The sequence below is a fragment of the Marinifilum sp. RC60d5 genome (assembly GCF_052400665.1).
Lineage (GTDB): Bacteria > Bacteroidota > Bacteroidia > Bacteroidales > Marinifilaceae > JBQTGK01.
In genome coordinates this window covers 15,755-38,261 of the sequence record NZ_JBQTGK010000002.1, presented here as the reverse complement: position 1 = coordinate 38,261, position 22,507 = coordinate 15,755, and the positions used below count along the sequence as shown (strand labels likewise).

At 36.4% G+C, this 22,507-nt stretch carries 16 protein-coding genes; 4 read left to right on the top strand and 12 right to left on the bottom strand.

The window, feature by feature from the left end; translation table 11 throughout:
• The first annotated feature begins 184 nt into the window (after positions 1-184).
• Positions 185-4,339, top strand: a complete 4,155-nt coding sequence (locus ACT3CE_RS04460) for a fibronectin type III domain-containing protein (RefSeq protein WP_444708557.1) — start codon at positions 185-187, stop codon at positions 4,337-4,339.
• 168 nt (positions 4,340-4,507) lie between these two features.
• Positions 4,508-4,903 carry a DUF6146 family protein gene (locus ACT3CE_RS04455; protein ID WP_444708556.1) on the top strand — a complete coding sequence of 132 codons (396 nt, stop codon included), beginning with the start codon at positions 4,508-4,510 and terminating at the stop codon, positions 4,901-4,903.
• Between the two features lie 59 nt (positions 4,904-4,962).
• On the opposite strand, the gene ACT3CE_RS04450 is transcribed toward ACT3CE_RS04455, so the two are convergent.
• Entirely contained in the window at positions 4,963-5,847 is an 885-nt protein-coding gene (locus ACT3CE_RS04450; RefSeq protein WP_444708555.1) for a DUF3078 domain-containing protein, read from the bottom strand.
• Between the two features lie 567 nt (positions 5,848-6,414).
• On the opposite strand from ACT3CE_RS04450, the gene mnmA reads away from it, so the two are divergent.
• Positions 6,415-7,587, top strand: coding sequence for a tRNA 2-thiouridine(34) synthase MnmA (gene mnmA, locus ACT3CE_RS04445; RefSeq protein ID WP_444708554.1), 1,173 nt, complete (start codon positions 6,415-6,417; stop codon positions 7,585-7,587).
• Positions 7,588-7,659: 72 nt separating this feature from the next.
• On the opposite strand, the gene ACT3CE_RS04440 is transcribed toward mnmA, so the two are convergent.
• From ACT3CE_RS04440 to ACT3CE_RS04425, 4 genes are all read right to left on the bottom strand, one after another.
• On the bottom strand, positions 7,660-8,289 hold the full coding sequence (locus tag ACT3CE_RS04440; protein WP_444708553.1) for a hypothetical protein: 630 nt from the start codon (positions 8,287-8,289) through the stop codon (positions 7,660-7,662).
• Between the two features lie 118 nt (positions 8,290-8,407).
• Positions 8,408-9,142: a nucleotidyltransferase family protein gene (locus ACT3CE_RS04435; protein ID WP_444708552.1), complete on the bottom strand. Its 735-nt coding sequence runs from the start codon at positions 9,140-9,142 to the stop codon at positions 8,408-8,410.
• Between the two features lie 197 nt (positions 9,143-9,339).
• Positions 9,340-10,779, bottom strand: a complete 1,440-nt coding sequence (locus ACT3CE_RS04430) for a RapZ C-terminal domain-containing protein (RefSeq protein WP_444708551.1) — start codon at positions 10,777-10,779, stop codon at positions 9,340-9,342.
• Positions 10,780-10,825: 46 nt separating this feature from the next.
• The gene (locus tag ACT3CE_RS04425) at positions 10,826-11,518 is read right to left on the bottom strand and encodes a DUF554 domain-containing protein (protein ID WP_444708550.1); all 693 of its coding nucleotides are present in this window, start codon (positions 11,516-11,518) and stop codon (positions 10,826-10,828) included.
• 187 nt (positions 11,519-11,705) lie between these two features.
• Here ACT3CE_RS04425 and ACT3CE_RS04420 point away from each other — a divergent pair, with 187 nt between their 5' ends.
• Positions 11,706-13,115: a M64 family metallopeptidase gene (locus ACT3CE_RS04420; protein WP_444708549.1), complete on the top strand. Its 1,410-nt coding sequence runs from the start codon at positions 11,706-11,708 to the stop codon at positions 13,113-13,115.
• A gap of 299 nt (positions 13,116-13,414) precedes the next feature.
• Here ACT3CE_RS04420 and ACT3CE_RS04415 read toward each other — a convergent pair whose 3' ends face one another.
• The 7 genes from ACT3CE_RS04415 to ACT3CE_RS04385 form a co-directional block, all read right to left on the bottom strand.
• Positions 13,415-14,428: an L-rhamnose/proton symporter RhaT gene (locus ACT3CE_RS04415; protein WP_444708548.1), complete on the bottom strand. Its 1,014-nt coding sequence runs from the start codon at positions 14,426-14,428 to the stop codon at positions 13,415-13,417.
• A 42-nt stretch (positions 14,429-14,470) separates the two neighbouring features.
• Positions 14,471-15,520 (bottom strand): aldose epimerase family protein, encoded by a 1,050-nt coding sequence (locus ACT3CE_RS04410; RefSeq protein ID WP_444708547.1) that lies wholly within the window; start codon positions 15,518-15,520, stop codon positions 14,471-14,473.
• Between the two features lie 26 nt (positions 15,521-15,546).
• A complete protein-coding gene (locus ACT3CE_RS04405; protein ID WP_444708546.1) occupies positions 15,547-16,638 on the bottom strand; it encodes a mandelate racemase/muconate lactonizing enzyme family protein in 1,092 nt (363 codons plus the stop codon).
• Between the two features lie 93 nt (positions 16,639-16,731).
• Positions 16,732-18,180, bottom strand: a complete 1,449-nt coding sequence (aldA, locus tag ACT3CE_RS04400; RefSeq protein ID WP_444708545.1) for an aldehyde dehydrogenase — start codon at positions 18,178-18,180, stop codon at positions 16,732-16,734.
• Positions 18,181-18,427: 247 nt separating this feature from the next.
• A complete protein-coding gene (locus ACT3CE_RS04395; RefSeq protein ID WP_444708544.1) occupies positions 18,428-19,198 on the bottom strand; it encodes an SDR family NAD(P)-dependent oxidoreductase in 771 nt (256 codons plus the stop codon).
• A gap of 53 nt (positions 19,199-19,251) precedes the next feature.
• Positions 19,252-20,265 (bottom strand): zinc-dependent alcohol dehydrogenase, encoded by a 1,014-nt coding sequence (locus ACT3CE_RS04390; RefSeq protein WP_444708543.1) that lies wholly within the window; start codon positions 20,263-20,265, stop codon positions 19,252-19,254.
• Positions 20,266-20,861: 596 nt separating this feature from the next.
• Complete coding sequence (locus tag ACT3CE_RS04385) at positions 20,862-22,418, bottom strand: hypothetical protein (protein ID WP_444708542.1); 1,557 nt, start codon at positions 22,416-22,418, stop codon at positions 20,862-20,864.
• Positions 22,419-22,507: the final 89 nt, after the last annotated feature.

The window sequence follows — 22,507 nt, the reverse complement described above, 5'->3', positions numbered from 1 at the left end:
AATTTTAAATTCTCTTTATTTCCCTAGTATAAGCAAATAATTATCTTGTCTAAACTAAATTTTACATAACTTAATAAAAATATAAAACACCAAAAACTCCTTAATTAATTGGTATTGACATAGAAAACTATTTTAACTAACTTAATCTCTATTATCAAAATATTCACTTTTAAACCAACCAATTATGAAAAGATTTTTTACTCTTTTTCTTTGTTTTATATTTATTGCAGGTACTGCTTATAGTCAAAACCGGGAAATTAATACCGAAGGTAAATACAAAGGTGTTATTCATGTAAAATTTGCACCTAAAGAAGTTAAAAAAGTAGATGCCCTAAATCAAATTCTACTGGATGCAAAAAAAATAAAACTAAAACAAAAACCAGAATTTGTAACTACCAACATCAGAAATCTGGATAGAGTTAACGAAAAATTTAAGGCACACAAGATGAAAAGAGTTTACCGTGATGCCGGTAAATTTGAAGATCGTCACCGAAAATTTGGTTTGCACCTATGGTACGAAATAGAGTTTAACTCAAATACTCCCGTAAAACAATTAATTGAATCCTATCAAAATGTAGCAGAAATTTCTGTTGCAGAGGGAGTACATGCTACAAAAATGATAGGCGCTGAAAATGGAAAAAAAATTGAACCTACAGCATTGCCTACCGGAACCAACGATCCTCTGTTTGGAGATCAGTGGCATTACGAAAATACCGGACAAAACGAAGGTACTGCAGGAGCTGATATTAGCCTGCTGGAAGCCTGGCAAATTGAAACCGGTAACTCTAATGTAATTGTTGCTATTGAAGATGGTGGAGTAGATTTCGATCATGTAGATTTAGCTGCGAATATGTGGATAAATAGTGGTGAAGTTCCTGGAAATGGAATTGACGACGATAACAATGGATATGTGGATGATATTTATGGTTATAACTTTGGAGATGACACTGGGGATATTTATGTTGGTGATCATGGTACTCACGTTGCAGGAACCGTAGCTGCCGTTAATAATAATGGTATTGGTGTAAGTGGAATTGCCGGTGGTAGCGGTAATAATGATGGTGTCAAGCTAATGTCATGTAATGTTTTTGGAGCCTCAAGTGGTGGTTTTGCTGAAGCTTTTACTTATGCGGCCGATAATGGAGCTGTTATCTCTCAAAATAGCTGGAGTTACTCTTATCCTTATCAATACGATCAGGCTGTTCTTGATGGAATAGACTATTTTATTGCCAATGCAGGTGGTAACGGTGCACCTATGAATGGTGGAATCGTAATTTTTGCCGCAGGTAACGATAATTCTCAAAGCAGATATTATCCTGCTTATTACGATAAGGTTATGGCTGTTGCTGCAACTAATAAAAACGATGTAAGATCCTATTACTCGAATTATGGCGATTGGGTTGATATTGCCGCTCCAGGTGGAGAGTTAGAAACTACTAACGAAGATCCTACAGCTGTTCATAGTACATTCCCTGACGATCAGTATGGAGTATTTCAAGGAACATCAATGGCTTGTCCTCATGTATCAGGAGTTGCAGCTCTAATCGTATCCAAGTATGCTGGAAACATAACTCCGAGCGAGGTATGGAACAAACTTGTTGACAATACTGATCCTATTGACGATTTACAAAGCTCAAGATATGCTGGCAAATTAGGTAGCGGAAGGTTAAATGCATACAAAGCACTTAGCGGCGACAATTTACCATCTGTTCCATCAGGATTAACAGCAACAAATATTACACAAACTTCTTTTACTATTGAATGGAATACCGTGAGTGGTGCTACTTCCTACGATTTACAAATTCGTGAACAGGGAGAAAGCTGGACAACTTACAACACAAGTGAACTAAGCTATAACTATTCAGGTGCTACTGCGGGTACAACTTATGAATATCAGGTAAGAGCAAATAATGATTCAGGCTCAAGTTCATATTCTGCCATAGCAACACTTACAACCGAAGAAGCTCCAACTCCTCCCGATACACCAACTAACCTAGCTGCTACTGATATTACCTATAACTCTATGACCATTAGCTGGGATGCTGTTACAAATGCTGTTGATTATGATCTTGACATTCGTCCTGAAGGAGGAGAATGGACTACAATTACTCAAGCAGAAATTACTTATGCTCACACATCATTAAGCGCAGAAACAACTTATCAGATTAAAGTAAGAGCCAATAATGCAGAAGGCTCAAGCGATTATACAGCAATAGTAGCAGCAACAACTTTGGAAGCTCCTTCGGCACCAGATACTCCTGCTAACCTATTGGCTTCGGATATTACCTATAACTCCATGACCATTAGCTGGGATGCATCAGTGGATGCCGACAGCTACGAACTAAATGTTCGCCCTAATGGTGAAACATGGACAAGTATTGAGCAAACAGGAACCTCCTACAGTTATACCGGACTAAACGCTGAAACTATTTATGAATTTAGAGTTTTGGCAAAAAATAATAATGGTTCGAGCGACTATTCTGATATTGCTCAGGCAACTACTCTGGAAGCTCCTTCTGCACCGGCTACTCCCGAAAATTTAATAGCTTCGGATATTACCTATTACTCCATGACTATTAGTTGGGATGCATCAGTGGATGCCGACAGTTACGAATTAAATGTTCGACCAAAAGGTGAAGCATGGACAAGTATCGAGCAAGTAGGCACCTCTTACAATTATACAGAACTTAGCGCTGAAACTACTTATGAATTTAGAGTATTGGCAAAAAATGACATAGGCGCAAGTGCTTTTACTTCAACGACTGAAGTAAGCACACTTCAAGCTCCTCCGGCTCCTGAAACTCCTGCTAACCTAATAGCTTCGGCAATTACCTATAACTCTATGACCATTAGCTGGGATGGCTCGGAAGATGCAAACAACTATGACTTACAAGTACGGGCTACTGGTGAAAGCTGGACTACAATTAATCAAACTGCTACTTCATATAATTATACCGGACTTAGTGGCGCAACTACCTACGAATTTCAGGTAAGAGCGAATAATGATTTTGGTTCGAGTGCCTACTCTGCTATTGTAAGCGCAGAAACACTTTCAGAACCTACCGTTCCAGGAATCCCTGAAAATGTAGTTGCCAGCAATATAACCTACAACTCATTTACAATTAACTGGAATGATGTAGACGATGCTGATAATTACGATGTAGATATTCGGATATCAGGTGGAAGCTGGGAATCAACTAATACTATTTCTACTTCATATGACTTTAGTCCTGCCGAAGCGAATTCTGATTATGAATTTAGAGTACGAGCAAACAATAATGTTGGAAATGGAGAATATTCGGTTGTAGGTACGCTAACAACCAATCCTATTCCTGTTCCTGAAACTCCTACAGGCTTAAGTGCATCTAATATTACTGCCAGTTCGTTTACTTTAAGTTGGAATGCAATGGAGTTTGCAGATAATTACGATATTCAAATTCGGGAATCTGGTGCTGCCTGGGAATCATTCTCAAGCTCATCTACTAACTTCGATTATATAGGGGCAAGTGCCGAAACAAGCTATGAATATCAACTTAGAGCAACCAACTCTTCTGGAGAAAGCGAATACACTCCTATTCAATCAGTAACTACACTGGAAGATTCTCCAACACCCGAATATTGTGAATCTTATGCTAAAGATACCAGATATCAGTACATCGATTTGGTAGAAATTGCAAATATGAGCAATCCATCGGGCGACGATGGTGGATATGGAGATTATACAGGCTTAATTGCAGATGTTAATCCTGGTGGAAGCTATGTTTTAAACTTTTCGTTGGCTTACAAATCAAGAACTTATTTAAGCCATTGGAAAATATACATTGATTTTAACCGCGATGGAACTTTTAGCAAGGATGAAAATATTGTTTCAGGATATGCAATAAGCAGTGGAACTTATTCGACCAATGTCTTAGTTCCTGCCGATGCAGCTTTAGGACATACAAGAATGAGAGTTATCTTAAAACACAGAAGAGGCGCTGCCGATGCTTGTCAGATATTCAGTCAGGGTGAGGTTGAAGATTATACCATTAACATTTCAAATACAACACAAAATCTTGCTACTAAAACTATGGCTTTAGGCTTATCTCTAAGCGAAACGCCTCCTGTTGAAGAACTAAAAGTATATCCAAATCCGGCTAAAGACTATGTGAATCTTTACATTCAGGGAAATATTCAATCTCGGGTTCGTATTACTACAATTACGGGTAAAACCATTAAACTGATGACTTTGAATATGGAGAATAATAACATTGATGTTTCGGAACTACCTTCAGGCATGTATTTTATTTCGATTGAAGATGGAGAAGAAGTTGTAACTAAAAAATTACTTAAACTATAAATTAGATAAATCATAGTGGAAAGGCAGATGTAATACATCTGCCTTTTTTATACACACTCTAATTCTGCAACCTTTTTAATTGCCTTACGTTCCTTATAATATAAACTCTCTATTTATTGATTTTATCAATATTGCTCAAAAATTCTTTTCAGTTTAAATAACATACTTATGAAGAATTTACTGATTTTAATAGTAACAATGCTCCTGTTAAGCTCCTGTGGTACTTATTCATCATTTAACAATGAAAAGACCGAAGACAAAGCAATAATCAGTACAGATAGTAGCGAATATGAGCTTGTAATTTTAGACCTTCGCTTCGAAAGCTGGTTTGCAACTCATAACTTGCTTGCAGCTGCACATTCTAAAGAGTATTATAAAAATTGGAATGAAAGATATATCTTAGAATGGAACAGATTGTATCTAAAGGGACATCCTTATTTTGAAAATTTAATTGATTTCAGTCCAATGGAAGATTATGGTTTTGATGTAAACTACAAACTCTATCATTATTTCCTTTTTGTAGAAGATAAAACAGGAATTAATCTGGTACAGCGTGGAAAATAAAGCATAAAAAAACGGAAGAATTAAAAAATAGTTCTTCCGTTTTTTTATTTTTAGATCGATTAAAATTTATATGCTAAACCGATTCCTACAATTTCCTTAAACTGAATTCTAGGTCCTTTATTTAATCCCTCATCGTTAACATAGTCAACATCATCATCGTAAACTAATGATGTATTAATAGTCGCCGTTAAGAAATCATTAACCTTCATATTTACCATTACTTCCCAGGTTACATCGATATTTCCAAAATTCTCAGAATAGTTCGTGAACAAGTCTAAAGTACTTTTTAGATTTACATTTTTCATGATATCCTTATTCAGAGCCATTTTGGTAAATGCACCAAACTCACCTCTGAATTTATCTCCCGGATCAACACCAAAAGCTCCGGCATCTGATAAATCATCATCGTTAACAATTGTCATTTTAGAAGTTACAGGAGACAAATAAGCTGAAAATATTTCATTAGGCTTGTAATCCATACCAAGTGAGAAAGTAACATAAGCTGGAGCTAGAAAATTTGAAACCTTCACATCTGAATCAGCATCGCTACTTGCATAGTTATAACCTTTGGCAAACTGAGTTTTAAAATCGAATAAAGCCGAATAAAACCAGTGTCCACCATTTTTATAACCATATTTCGATGTATAATCAATTTTATCAATACTCTTACGAACTCCTTCGTCGCCTTGTTTTACCAAACCATACTCTAATTTCATAGTATTCTCCCAACTATTTTTACCTTTATTATAGTTAGCAAAAAGATCTAACAAAGCATTGGTAGAAATAGCATTATCGCCACCACCCGACCAATTTGTTAATGATGTTTGCGAAAAGGTAAGAGAAGCCATCCCGCCTTTTTTCCAATACGAAGTATCTTGTTTCTCCTGTGCTACGGCAATAAATCCTAGCATTACAGCAAATAATAATAGTGCAATTTTTCTCATTTTATTAAATTTTAGTTTTAGTTATTTAATATGAATAGGGTCAATTTTATCTTCAAATTTAAAACGAAGTTAACTCTTTTTACCTTTTCAAAATACTTTCATAAAAAAAAATATTATAGAAAATAGCAATTGATTGTTAAAGATAATCTATGAACTTATAATTGAAGCAATTCGCATTACTCATTCCCTAATTTACAAAATTTTACCTATTCACAATCTGTTTTACATCTGTCTTTTTATAATCGGTTTTATCAATTGACTATTGCACACAAACAAACTATTATATAGATCTTTAAGCTAATCAAACCCACCTAAAATTATTCTTATAATTAAAAGATAAAACTGCAATAAGTAGCAAAGACATAAATATCAGTAAATATTTAAAATCAAATACATAAAACTCATATCCTATATTCGTTTTATAGTAATGATTTAACACTTCTATAAACTTAAATTTTGGCCTTAACTTACATCATAAAAATATCTGCTTTGTACTTATTTTTTGAGACTTGTCCCCTAAACAAAAAATGAATACTTTTGTCAGCTGAAAACAGGAGAATTAAATTGATGAAGAAAAAAGTTGTAATCGGATTATCGGGAGGAGTTGACTCAAGCGTTGCTGCTCATTTATTAATTGAGCAAGGCTACGAAGTAGAAGCACTGTTCATGCAAAACTGGAATGACACAGTTGGATTAAAATCGGAAGAATGTCCGTTCGAAGAAGATGTTCTATTTGCGCAAATGGTTGCCAAAAAATTGGGTATTCCTTTTCATTTTGTAGATTTGAGCACTGAATATCGCGCTCAGGTAATTGACTATATGTTTGCCGAATACGAGAAAGGAAAAACACCAAACCCCGATGTACTTTGTAATCGCGAGATTAAATTCGATGTTTTCCTAAAAAAAGCGTTAGAATTGGGCGCCGATTACGTTGCAACAGGACATTACTGCCAAAAAGAAACCATTGTAAAAGATGGAAAAGAAATATACCGACTAATTGCTGGTGAAGATAAAAACAAAGATCAGTCTTACTTTTTATGCCAGCTTTCGCAAGAACAACTTTCAAAAGCTATGTTTCCAATCGGACACATTGAAAAACCTGAAGTGAGAGAAATCGCCCGCCGGGAAAAAATGGCTTCGGCAGAGAAAAAAGATTCTCAGGGAATTTGTTTTGTCGGTAAGGTAGATTTACCTGTTTTTCTTCAACAAAAATTAAAAGCCAAAAAAGGAAAAATTATAGAAATAACAGCTGATAAAGCTCATGAAATTATCCCACAATCAACAGCTTTAGAAGACATTGCACAACCCTATCAATTTTCACCTGAAATGGGATCTGAAGTAGGAACTCACAATGGTGCTCATTTCTTTACGGTAGGTCAACGCAGAGGTTTAAATGTTGGAGGTAAGGTAGAACCTTTATTTGTAATTGGAACCGATGTGGTAAAAAATATTGTTTACGTTGGAATGGGACACGAACATCCGTTGCTAATGCGGAAAGCTCTGTTTATCCCGAAAAAAGAAATTCATTTTATTCGTGAAGATTTGCGTCCTACTGAGAATTGCGAAAGGAGATACGATATCAGAATTCGCTATCGTCAGCCATTGCAAGGTGGAAACATTCATTTTAAAGAAGAAGGATTATACATCCATTTTGATGAACCACAACGTGCCATTGTTGCCGGACAATTTGCTGCCTGGTACGATAAAGGTGAGCTAATTGGTTCTGGAGTTATTGATTAAACCTGAAAAAAACCATAAAATTAAAGCCGTTTTGTTGTAACAAAACGGCTTTAATTTTATATTTAATTCTGCTTACTCTTTCAATTTCTTATTTACATATACGAAGAATTCCACCGCTGCAATAAACAGTAAGGTATAGCCGAACAATTCACTTCCCTCCTCAACTGCATTTTTCACCCAACGTTGCACAGGCTCTAGTTGCTCAACTTCGAACAAGGCTCTCCATACTTTTTTGGTTCCGAATAATCGCGAGAATACAAATACACTTAAGAATCCAGCAATAAATGTTCCAAATGCCGGAGTGGTAAAAAACTCTTCGAGATTCTCCCAGATTTGCTTTTTCTTCTTAAAAACAAGAAATACGGCAACAAGCAAAACTATCATTGCCAATGGAAACCATGCACCATGATAAATCTGATCGAAGTACACATCCAACTCGCGAATAAACGCTACGAAAGCTCCCCCTCCAAACAGATAAGAAATGGCTTTGTGATTTTTAGAACGTACACCTACCAGAATAAAAGTTAAACTGGTAAGTAACAAATAAAGCTCCTGCAACAGCTCGGTTTGCGAAGCTTCACCAAATTTTCCTCCATCAATCAAAATACCTGCATCGCTTTTAATGATTAATGCCGATGCTACCACAGGAATGGCATACAATACCACTCGTACTGCTGCAAAAATTATCGGTTTCAAATTCATCTTATAATATTTTAATAATCTAATAGTCGTAAAATAAAACGACCAATAATTCTATTTTTACAATCCTTTCTCTTTTCCAGAGAAAATACTTAAGCCTGCTTAAATAGATAATTTGTTTCTACAATTCGTAGTTACTAATTATCTGTTCTGCCTTTTTTAGTTGCTCTGGTTTACCCAAATCGAACCAAAGATCCGACTGATCGGCGAAAGCCAGCATTTTTTCATTTTTTGCCAATCGCAAATATAAATCGATAATAGAAAATTTCCCATTTTCATCAATTAAATCGAACAGTTTAAAATCGACCAGATGAATACCACTAAAAGCCAATGGATGCGATTGATTCATATCGCTACGTGCCACTTTCGTTTCTCCTGTTTTGCAATTTTTCCAGCCTGTTAACTGATTATCATTATTAAAATAAAGATAACGACTACTTTCTCTCTTCCGCATTACCATACTCACTAAAGCTTCCGATTTTAGATGACTTTCTATTAACTGATTCAGATCAATAGAAGAAAGAATATCTACATTATAAATTAAAATGGATTCATTGGGAATAAATAAATCTCTAGCCTTTTTCAAACCTCCACCAGTATCCAATAATTCGTTTCGTTCATCGGATATGCGAATATCAAGACCAAAATTATTGTTCTCCGTTAAGAATAACTCTATTAAATCGGCAAAATGATGTACGTTAATTACAATTCGATCGACACCCAAATCTTTTAACTTTAAAATGGCTCGCTCTAAAAGAGATTTTCCTGCTAATTCCACCAAAGCTTTAGGCTTAGAATTAGTATATGGCTTAAGACGAGTTCCCAATCCGGCCGCAAATATCATTGCATTTAACATCTTGTTTAATTAAGAATTATAAATTAATAATGAAGAATTTTTATTCTCAAGAAACTTGCAATCACTTTTTCTTTGGTTTACAAAGTTTCTTTATATTTTTAGCTACTCTGTTGCATTTTTTGCACACAAAATTAGCGGAGTCGCATACCTTCTCCGCATATTCCTGTGGCGATAATTTACAACGTTTCTTTGCCATATTAATTGCCTTCTATCTCCCTTTCGATATGACGCAGAGTAACATTAACATCGAATTTTTCGCGTAAATGCTTCGCCAGACTTTCGGCCGAAAATACCGAACGGTGACGACCTCCGGTACAGCCAAAACTCACCTGTAAATTTTGAAATTTTCTGCTAATATATTTATCCACACTCATATCTACAATATTGAAAACTGAATGTAGAAACTCATCCATTTCCGATTTCTCTTTGAAAAAATCAATCACTGGCTGATCTTTTCCTGTCATCTCTACATATTCCTGATATCGCCCGGGATTATGAATAGCACGACAATCAAAAACAAAACCACCACCATTGGTTGTTTTATCCAAAGGAATTCCTCTACGATACGAAAAGCTGTTGATTTCAACATGTAGTTTTACCTCATCCTCTCTCCCAACATGTTGCAAAAATTCAGAATTAATTACTTCTCGTAGAGCTTTGCTTAACTCTGGTAATTCAACTGGAATATCCATTCTTTCTAAAATAGTTTCCAAATTTTTAAGAGCAAAAGGAATAGACTTTAAAAAGTGCTCCTTGCGCTCATAAAAACCTCTAAACCCATAAGCTCCCATTGCCTGCATGATACGTATAAGCACATATCCCTGAAAAAAGGAACGGAAGGATTTTGGATCTACTTCCTGAACTTTTTTGACTTCCTGAAGATAATGCTCTAGTAATTCATCGCGCACATCCTGCGGTAAATCTGCTTTTGCATCGTATAACAAAGATGCCAAATCGTATTGCAAGGCTCCTTTTCTGCCTCCCTGATAATCGATAAACCATGGTTCACCGTTTACCAGCATCACATTTCGGGACTGAAAATCACGATATAAAAAATATTCTCTTGGTGCTTCTAAAAGGTAATCAGAGAATTTCTGAAAATCATTTTCCAGCAACTGTTCATCAAAAGGAATTTTTGCAAGTTTCAGAAAATAATATTTAAAATAGTGCAAATCCCAAATCATGGATTGCTTATCGAAACTATCACGAGGATAACAAGCCGAATAATCTAGGCCATCGCCACCTTCTACCTGAAAACGTACCAATTGAGTGATTATTTTTTTATAAATAATCACCAAATCATTCGCAAAACCTTCTCCTACACGAAGGTGAAGAATATAATCGAACAAGGTGGTGTTTCCTAAATCCTGTAAAAGGTAGATATTTTGCTCGTCATCCTGATGGTAAATCTCGGGAACCGGCAAATTTTTAGAAGCAAAATGTTTACTAAAACTAACGAATGCATTATTTTCTTTTTTATCTGCATTGTAAGCCCCCAGCACCGTTCTTTTTTCACCAATTAGACGGATATATTCGCGATAAGATCCCGATTGTGGTAACAATTCAACATCAACAACTTTATCATCGGCCCAATCTTCGAACAATTGGATAAGCGCATTTTTTATTTCTTGTTTCAAGGTAATTTTTCTTTTAGTTAGCCTGATATTTCAAGGAAATACAAATTTACAAAAACTTATAGTATAAAAAGAGATAGCACAGAAGTAGTTCCACCAAAATTGCCGGCAGCATATTTAAAACCTTTATTTTTTTGACATCTAATATACTTAATCCCAAGCCAATGATTAAAACACCACCAATACCGGTAATCTCATTAATAATAATTTCGGGAATTACATCGCCAAAATAAGCAGCCAATAAAGTTAATCCACCCTGAAAAATTAAAAGAGGAACCACCGAAAATAAAACTCCTATTCCTAAAACTGCCGCCAATGCAACCGATGAAATCCCATCCATTAAAGATTTTGTTAGCAGTAAGGTTGGTTCTTTTCCCATTCCTTCTTCCATGCTACCCACAATGGTCATGGCTCCCATACAAAACAACATAAAAGCAGTAAGTAAGCCTGTTGTAAAATTTGCATCTTTACTTCCAATTCTTTTTTTAAGTTTCTCGCCAAATTTTTCAATGCGTTCTTCCAATTGAAAATATTCACCTAACAATGCCCCTACAACCAAACTAAAAACCATTATTAGTAGTTCGTTCGCCTTTAAAGCCATACTAATACCCAAATACAAGGTAAAAATACCCAAGGCCTGAAAAACAATTTTAAACAAGCGATCGGGAATTTTTGTGCGAAACAAAAGACCTAAACTTCCTCCTGCAATTATGGCTGCTACATTTACGAGTGTTCCTATCATAAAAAATGTGTATTGTTACAAAAAATCTAAATTAAAAGAAATATTCGGAAGCTGATTAAACGAGGAGAAAAAAGAGAGATTATTAATAAATGCATAAGTTTTTAGATATGATTTTATGCATCTTTAAAATAATTGATATTCCTTATCTTGTGCATCAAAACCAACACTAAGAAAAGACACAAATACTATGAAAAAATTTTTTGTATGTGCTGTAATGCTAATGGGTATTTCTCTGTTTACCAAGGCACAATATGCCGATTATTTTACCTCTGCCTGCATGCGACTGGATTATAACCATGTAGGTACCGCAACAGAAGAACATTTTGCCTTCGACCAAATGCTTAACGATGGCGAATGGGCCGGTAGCAAAACGGTTTTAATCGATGAACTGCGACTGGGAAAATATTTCTTCGAGGTGAAAGATCCAAAATCAGGAAAACTACTTTATTCGAGAGGATTTGCAAGTATTTACGGAGAATGGGAAACCACACCCGAAGCAGAAAAAGAATGGGGCAGCTTTCATGAATCGTTACGTTTCCCCTGGCCCAAAACTGATGTTAATGTTACCATTCTGAAAAGAAATATTAATAATGGATTCGATCCGGTTTGGACCTACAGAGTAAATCCAAAACATCATCGTGCATTTCCAAGTGCTGTAAAAAACCATTACAATACCATTGATATTGTGGTAAACGGAAAACCTGAAAAACAAGTTGACATTGTGGTATTGGGCGAAGGATACGCAAAAAATGACATGAGCAAATTTAGGAAAGATGCAAAACGTTTTGCCGAAGTTTTGTTGAGTACCGAGCCTTTTGCTTCTTCTAAAAATAAGTTTTCGATTCGTGCAGTTGAAACACCATCGCCCGACTCTGGTGTGAATCATCCCCATCAGGATATTCATACACGCTCGGCTCTTTCGGTAACTTACGGTGCTTTCGATTCGGAACGGTATGCTTTGGGATTCGATAACAAAACCATTCGTAACGCGGCAGCTGCTGTTCCTTACGAATTTACAGCCATTTTAATGAACGATTCGATTTATGGAGGAGGAGGTATTTACAATCTTTATATTACAGCTGCCGCTGATAATGCTTTTCAGGAATATTTGTTTGTACACGAATTTGGTCATCATTTTGCCGATTTGGCCGATGAGTATTACACCTCAGCAACAGCTTACGAAATGGATGCGGAACACCAAGAACCATGGGAACTGAACGTAACCGCTAATGCTGATCCGGAAAGTATAAAATGGAAAGACATTCTAACTCCCGGAACGCCTATTCCAACACCTTGGGAAAAAGAAAAATACGACAAGCACAGCATTGCTACTCAGAAAAAACGTGTAGAAATGCGTAAAGCAAAAGTCGATGAAAAGGTAATGGAAGAATTCTTTATGAAGAAAAAAGCCTGGGACAATGAACTTTTATCGAATATGGAACACAGCGGAGAAGTTGGTGCTTTTGAAGGTGCTCAATACAAATCGAAAGGTTTGTATAGAAGTGCTGCCAACTGTATCATGTTCACCCGTCACAATGAATTTTGCCCGGCTTGCCAGCGAGCTATTAAACTAATTATCGATCAATATTCGAAATAATAGAATATCTTGTAAAAACATACGTGATTAAAGGAAATCACCAACAGGAATGAAAGTTTTCACAATTGAGGAGTAAATTGATCTGCATAAGCTTACTTGTTTGGTCATCTATTTTTTGACTTTTCATTCTTTTATCCTCGAGCCGGAAGGGCTCTTACTTTTTGGCTTGACCCAAAAACTAAGGAAAAAACTCAAGGCGACCTAAAAAATACAACAATCAGAAAGATCTGTGTTTAAGAAGAAAGGCCAAAATCTTAAAGATTTTGGCCTTTTTCAATATGATTGTACTAAAAACAATATTACATCATTCCCTGACTATTGCCAATAGCAATTACAAGTACACCAATTATCATACTTGCCAGTCCGAGATACAAATACATTCTTGCTTTTCCCGAAGCTTTTGCCCACTCGCTGGTAAGCAAACCACCTATAATAGCTACAGCCACCGATATGGTATTAAAAATTGCATATCCAACTGTATTTCCAGCTTTTCCCAACTTAAAAGCCGCATAAGCAAAAACTGCCGATGCTGCAAAGTTTAAAACTGCCATGCAAAGTGTCATTATCGCATTTTTTGTAAGGTGAGGTGTTTTAAAATTAGACCATAACGAATTTTGACTCAATTTCACAACAAAATACGGAACTACAAATAAACCTCCACAAACATAAATTACAAACATAACTGCTACTGAAGTTACCCATTCCGAATTTCCTGCAGCCTGACAAGCTTCATGCAAATAAGGACGTCCTACGGCATTGGCAAAACTAAATCCGGTAGCTAATAATCCACCAACAACAGCAATGGTAATACCTGCTCCCATTGATTTTTTATCAGACGAGCTATCTGTTTTTTCATCATGCTCTCGTAGAATTCCTGCTTTACCATTTACAATAATACCCACTAATACAATTGCAATACCTGAAAGAATATAAATCAGCATATTACCCGATGGCAATCCATCAACTAAGAATGGTAATAGTGAACCTACTAAAATTACGGTTCCTATAAAAATTGAAAAACCAAGAGATAATCCAATGTGGTTGATTGCTTTTCCCCACATCATTACACCTACTCCCCAAAGAATACTTGCGATTCCCATTTTCAACAAAATGTCCATTGGAATTCCATTAAGGATACCTCCAAAACCTTTAATCAGCAATAAAGCTGAAATAATGGGAATCAAAAACATATTTAAAGTAAACATTAAACCCCAGGTATTCTCAAACTCAAAGTCTTTGGTAAATTTTTCGGGTAAGGCATAAGTTCCCAGCATTAATCCGGCAAATATGGCCCATATAATTCCTTCAATCATAATTACAATTTTTATGTGATTAGTTTATTCTTCTGGATTAGATTAAAAAGTCAACCGAAACACAGTTTTACTTTTAAAAAACTCATTGGGTCTCGTCATCGTTTTCGGAGATCCTTCTATATTGGGACCATTTTGGTATCGATGCGTTTCACAACAAAAGCCACGATATTTTCCAAATTGATCGCCATTTTCGCGTTTCAATTCATCTGAAGTGTACATTCCTGTGTAAAAAAGCATGCATGGTTCAGAGGTTTCCACTTCTAGTTTGCGTCCACTTTCTGGATCTACTACCTCAGCAACCTTTTGCAATTCGAAATTTGCATCTTCAAAAACAAAAAAATGTTCGAAGCCTGTCTCCATTGCTTTGTGGACATCTGCTACAATTTTTCCTTCTCGCAAATCATCAATTGCATTATCTAAATCTAGAATAACTCCGGTAGCAGCGCCAGTCTCATCCGTTTCTAAACGCTTTCCTGTTAAAACGGATACCTTATGATCGGTGATATCATTTTTAAATCCAGATAAATTAAAATAGGTATGATTCGTTAGTGAAAGCGGTGTTGTTTTATCGGTTGTAGCCTGATAAGTAATTTGAATCTCATTATCATTAGTAAGCATGAAAGTAACAGTAGAAGCAACATTACCAGGAAAACCTTCTTCCAAATCAGCACTTTTTAACTTCAATTGCACACCTACCGAATTGTCGGCATTTGTACTTTCTGCTTGCCAAACTTTTTTATCGAAACCAACAGTTCCACCATGCAGGTTATTTTCACCACAGTTCTTAGCCAATTGGTATTCTTTTCCATCTATGGCAAACTTTGCATCTTTTATCTGGGAGCAATATCGGCCTACCGTACATCCAAAATAAGGTGAATTTTCTTTATATTCTTTTGCAAAATAAGCATCGAAATTATCGAAACCACAAGCCAGTTCTATTCTTTTAGAGTTATTTTCCGATGGAATCGAAATGGACGTAATCGTAGCACCATAGTTCATGATTTTTACAATCATTCCATTGTCATTTTCCAAATGAAACAATTCTATTGCTTCACCTTGATATTCTCCAAAACGGGATTTTTGATTTTTCATTTTGTTCAGATATGAATGAATACTGATTACTCTTTATAAGGAGCCAATTTTTCCCAATCGAAAATCACTCCTACACCTGCATAATCAGGAGCAACTGCTCGGTAATTTTCAACTACCAAAGGACGAGTTGTATATTCATCAATAGGGAAACTGTGCACCTCAATCCAACCTGCATTTGGCTGAGAAGAAACAAGACTAACATGCAACTCCTGCATTCCATGAGAACATACTGGAATGTTATTCTCTGCAGCTAATTTAGCGGCCTTTAACCATCCGGTAATTCCAGCGCAGTTGGATGCATCTGGCTGAACAAAAGACAATTTCGAATCTGCCATAGCATATTCAAACTCATGAATAGAATGAAGATTTTCGCCCATTGCTAAAGGCATTCCTGTTGCATCGGCAATCTCGGCATATCCTTTATAGTTATCTGGAATTGTTGGCTCTTCGAACCAATAAATATTATATTGCTTGAATCGATTGGCAGCTTCGATGGCTTTCTCTACGCTCATTGAATAATTGGCATCTACCATAAAAGTTACGTCCGGACCAATTAGTTCGCGAACTGCTTTGATACGTTCAATATCTTCATCGAGAATATCACGCCCAATCTTAATTTTCACAGCACTAAATCCTCTATCCAGATATCCTCTAATGTTATCCAATAACTTTGGTAATGGAAACATTAAATCGATACCACCACAATATGCTTTACATGTATTATTTGCTCCTCCAGCGACTTTCCATAATGGTTCTCCCGCTTTTTTACAGCGAATATCCCATAAGGCAATATCAATAGCTGCCATTGCAAAAGCATCAATACCTCCACGACCAACATAATGGATGTGCCACCACATAAAATCATGAAGTTCTTCAATTTTATCAGCATCTTTACCTATAAGAACCGGTGCAAAATCATGTTCAATCATCGCTTTTATGGCATGACCACCTTTACCTCCTGTATAGGTATAACCAGTCCCCTCGCTACCATCTTCAAGAGTAATTGTTGCCGTTACCAATTCAAAATGAAAATGATCTCCGTGTTTGGCATCGGAAAGTACCTCAGGAAGAGGAACTTTAAACAATTGCACTTTTATATTTGAAATCTTACTACTCATTTTTTCTATTTTATAAGCAAGCCTTAAACCAAACCTACGCCATCTCCTAATTAGAAATGACGTAGGAATAATTCATTGCGTATTGTATTTAAATTAACCTTTAAACCTTACGTAGAAAGTTTTCTTTTCCAGGTATTGCTCGAAGCCATATTTTCCATCTTCTCCACCTGTTCCAGACATCTTATATCCATTATGGAATCCCTGGTGAAGCTCACCATGTCCACGATTGATATAAATCTCACCGAAATCTAATTCACTATTACAGCTCATGATTTTGTTCATATCGTTGGTATAAACCATAGCAGCCAAACCAAACTCACAATCATTCGCATATTCGATTACCTGATCGAAAGATGAAAATTTAATTACGGGTAGAATTGGTCCGAATGCCTCTTCATGAACAATAGTCATATTCTGCTTCACATCGGTAAGGATAGTCGGCATAAACCAGTTTCCTTTTTCGAATTCAGCACCTTCTGGAGCTTTTCCTCCGTAAGCTAAAGTAGCTCCCTCTTTCAAACTTACCTCAACCAATTCGTGCATGTGCTTTAACTCCGATTTGTTTACTTTCGCTCCCATATCAGAAGTTGCATCGAAAGGATCGCCTACTTTGATTTCTTTGACTTTAGCCATGAATTTCTCCATGAACACATCGTAAATATCTTCGTGAACATACATACGTTCGTTACAAGTACAAACCTGACCACAATTATCAAAACGAGAATGCAATGCACCTTCAACCGCTGCATCGACATCACAATCTTCGAAAGCTATAAATGGCGCTTTTCCACCTAACTCTAATTGTACGTGAGCCAGGTTCTCTGAAGCTGATTTAAAAATAGCTTGTCCTGCAGGAGTACTACCTGTCATGCTCACCATTTTTGTGATTTCATTCTTACAAAGTGCTGTTCCCATGGTACGACCAGGACCTGTAATGATATTTAAAACACCATCAGGAATACCGGCTTTCTTTGCCAGTTCACCCAACATTAAAGTAGACATTGGCGTTTCCGTAGTAGGTTTCACAACAATAGTATTACCCGCCACCAAAGCTGGTCCAATTTTACGACCCGCTAAAGCCAATGGAAAATTCCATGCCGTAATGGCTACCACTACTCCGCGAGGGATTTTCTGAATCCAGATTTGCTCGTTTTCGTTATCAGAAGGAATAATATCCCCTTCGATACGACGTGCCCACTCGCAAGCATATTCAATAAACGAACAACAAACATCAACCTCGAACTGAGCTACTTTAAAAAGCTTCCCTTGTTCTTTGGTTAAAACGGTTGCCAGCTCTTCACGATTGGCTTTAATTTCCGCAACAAAGGCATACATCAATTCAGCTCTTTTGCGAGCAGGAATCTTCGCCCATCCTTTTTGTGCTTTTTCTGCAGCCTCAAGTGCAACAACAGCATCCTCTTCGTTTCCGTTTGCTACTGTTCCTACAATCTCGTCGTTCGACGGATTTAAAACATCAGCAGTACGTCCATTTGTTGGAGCTACCCAGGCTCCATTGATATATTGTTTAAAATTTAGATCCATTTTTTAGCTTTTAGCTATTGGCTTTTGGCTGCTAACCTATGCCAATAAAAGTTTCTAATAAATTTTAGCTTAGTTTGAACTATAATACTATTTGTAACGCAAATTTCTTTAGTACTTCTATTAAATTTACGATTCACCATTTTTATCATTATTTGACAATAACCTAATTGATTCATAAGTACAGCCAGCGGAGTATCATAAACTGTTAGCTAATAGCTTAAAGCTAATCTCTAACAGCTATTTTGAACTATCGTCCCATCCAGCCACCATCAACTGTTACAATACTACCTTGCATATATGCACCAGCATCTGAACAAAGGAATACGATTGGACCTGCAAAATCTGCTGGTTTACCCCATCTTCCGGCAGGAATACGAGAAAGAATTTGTTCTGAACGAACAGGATCATTACGCAAAGCTTCTGTATTATCTGTATCGATATAACCAGGAGCAATAGCATTTACATTAACCCCTTTCGATGCCCACTCATTAGCAAAAGCCATAGTCATTTGACCTATAGCACCTTTACTGGCGGCATAACCTGGAACGGTAATTCCACCCTGGAAGGTTAATAATGAAGCTGTAAATACAATTTTACCAGCACCACGTGCTACCATTTCTTTACCAATTTCACGTGTTAAGATGAATTGAGCATTTTGGTTTACCTCAATTACTTTATCCCACATTTCGTCTGGATGTTCTGCCGCTGGCGCTCTTAAAATAGTACCTGCATTATTTACCAGAATATCGATTACTGGATTCTCAGCTTTTACTTCTTTAATGAATGCATAAAGAGATTTACGATCACTAAAATCACAGGTGTAAGCAGTAAATTTGCGTCCTACAGCAGTAACTGCTTTTTCAATAGCACTTCCTGACTTTTCTAATGAAGCACTTACACCAATAATATCGGCACCAGCTTCGGCCAAAGCAATTGCCATTCCCATTCCGATACCTCTTTTGCAACCTGTTACTAAAGCTACTTTACCCTCTAAATTAAATGTATTTAAAACACTCATTGTGATTATTTTATTATGAACTTGTTAATTATCTATATTAATTGAATAAATCCTTACTGACAGTCTACTAAGAATTTCATTCCATTTGGATTGGTATCAATGCTTTCGAAAAGCTCCTGAATTTGTTCCAATGGTTTTGTATCCGTTATAATTGTTTCGAAAGGATAATTATTCTCTGTGATCAAGCGAATTGACTCTTCGTAATCTTCTTTTTCGTATACACGAGCTCCAATTAATCTCAATTCCTTCCAGAAAAATTTGAATAAGTTCACAGGTTTTGCTTCTCCATAAATAGCTACCAACACAATTCTTCCTCGTATGCCAACTACCTCTGTAGTGATATCCAATGAAGCCTGTACGCCGGCAACCTCAAATACCACATCAGCTAGAGCTCCATTTGTTTTTTTATCTACATACTCAACTAAATCTGTTTTAGCAGGATTTACTACTTCGAATCCCATTTCTTCGGCCATTTTAATGCGAAGCTCGTTCACCTCCGAAATGATTACATTGGCACCTTTACTTTTGGCAACCATGGCTACTAGTAAACCAATAGGGCCACCACCTGATACCACTGCCGTCTCGCCAGCTTTTAACTGCCCCATGCGCACATCATGACAAGCAACTGATAAAGGCTCGATTAAAGCAGCCAATTTCAAATCTGTTGTTTCCTGTAATTTGTGCAATGTAAATGCTGGAACATTCCAGTATTGCTGCATGGCACCGGGGCTGTCAATACCAATAAATTTTAGTTTTTTAGCAATGTGGCTATATCCTTTATCGGAAGCCTCTTCCAATCTGTTATCCAATGGTCGAACTGTAATTTTATCGCCCACTTTAAATTCTGTTACTCCTTCCCCCACAGCATCAATAATTCCAGACATTTCATGTCCGATTGTTTCCGGAATACTCACACGCTGATCCATCATACCATGATAGATGTGAACATCTGTTCCACAAACTCCACAATAGGCTACTTTTACTCTTACATCGCCAGCCTTTGGCGCTTCTTTTTCTTTTTCGACTACCGAGAAGGTTTTGTTACCTTCGTATAATGATGCTTTCATAATAACTATGAATTAATATTTATTGATTCTACTAAATAATATCTACACACTAATTTTTACTTAATCTTTGATTTAAATATAAGCTCAATCCAAGTTTCTGAAAGGGGGTAAATTTTAAATAGGCAATGATCTAAAAATCCACAAAACATTTATCAACAAAGAACTTACAAGAACTGTTGAGTTAATGTTCAGTTTGAATTTCACCCTCACAAACAAAAACAAAAGGCAATAATTTATCTGACTCTGCTGCGAATAAAACCTTTATCAATCATTAATTTTCACTCATACATTGCTAGTTAAGACTTGCTTTTCACTATCAAATTTAAGCAGACAAACTGTGCTGTGCAGGAGGTAAGCCGAATAAAAAACTAGGGGCGTTTGATAACAAAAGGTGCTAAAAATGGACTACAGGGGGTGTTTGAATCCTAAAATTTACATCCTTAATGAAAATGAAAATACAAATGAGCATTTAATTGCTAAATGGTTTAAGTGAACCCTTAAAATTAAGAGTAACTTTTAGTAAAGTTTATGCCACATAAATAAAATAAGGGAGAGCAAATTGCTCTCCCTGTTATCTGTTAAAATTTAAACTCTTTTTATTTTCTTGGCTCAACTACCGACATAGACATTTCATCGAAATAGAATGAACAAGCCTGAGAGTTACCCTGATTATCACCTCTAATCTGGAAGCCATACTCGCCATCGCCAGGTGAATTCACTCTCCATGAGTGGTAAACCCACTTTCCTTCCTCATATTCAGGATCGAAAAATGCCCCCTGAACACTCCAGTCAACATCAGCAGACCAGTAACAACGTAAATCAGGAGTAGATGCTCTGTCTCCAATTGATTCCATATACACCCAGCAGGAAATCTCGTATTCTTTACCAGCTTCGGTTGTAAAAGTAATGTATTCATTGGCTGCATCTTTTAATCCCATAATCATTCCACCACCTGGATTCATACTTACATGGCCGCTCTTTTTACCTTTATAGAACTGTGTTTCTGACACCTCGAAAGTGTATTCTCCCCAAACACCACCCCACCAAAGATATTTCCAGTCTTGGGTTGTGCTTGTTTCAAATCCATAATCGAAATCAGATGCGGCAAGAATATTATCAGTAATAAATATAACTTTCTCATCTGTAAACGAATCAGCTAACATTCCATCAGATGTAATTAAATCGCCTACCGTAGCATCGTAACTCATTGTTACTACATCACTATTAAATAACTCATCGCTCAATTCTAAAACGATAACGTTATTTTCATCAGCATCCAGTCTTAAACCTGTAACACTAACAGGAATATCAACTCCATTATTTGTTACCGTTAAGCTAAACGATGCAGGATCACAAGTTGTTGGATAGCCCATGTCGCGTCCGAAACGAACTTTTAGGTCACCATCAACAGTTATTCCCAATAACTCAACAGGATCGGTAGATGCTACTATATTTAAATATGAATCGTAAGAAACAGTATCTTTACTAAATTCATTAGATGCAATTAGCATCGCATCATAAACCCCTACACTACTAAATTTTGCTGTAACTTCTGCTTCTTCATATTTAAAGCTGGCTCCACCTTGCTTGGTAAAATACCAAACAAAATTATCGGCTCCCATTAATTCGGAACTTGTTTGTGTTAATTTAATTTCACGACCCGCATAAACTTCATTCATAGCATTGTCAGCATTTACCAGATCGGTTCCTTCTTTTACCTGAAAAGCAGTAAAGCTGGCTTTAACACTATCTAAAACTGTAATTGCAATTATCGTATCGTAAGTTGCAGTCTCTTTTTGAGTCTCGCCAACCCATACATTTCCTGAAAATGTTTGAGACAAGCCTATATTGTGCACTCCTGCTGTGGTAAACATGGCTTTAACAGCTTCTTCCGAAGAACTTGGCAAGCCATTTCCATCAATACCAACTGCATCATCAGTAAATGTCCACATTCTGCTTTCTACACCTCTTGAAAGATCAATAAAAGACATGAAACTGTTTACCTGTAATTTATTTTCTGTATCACCAAAGGATGTGGTTGCATAAACATGACTTGGCTCTGTTCCCGGAGTTTCATATTCATCGTCGCACGACCAAAGAATCACGAGGGTCATTGCCAGCAATAATCCGATTTTATTAAATATCTTATTCATCTGTTTATAATTTTCATTTTAAGATTTCATGAAACTTAGCATTCTTAACTAATCGTATTCACGTATGACTTACTAATTAGTTAATCTTG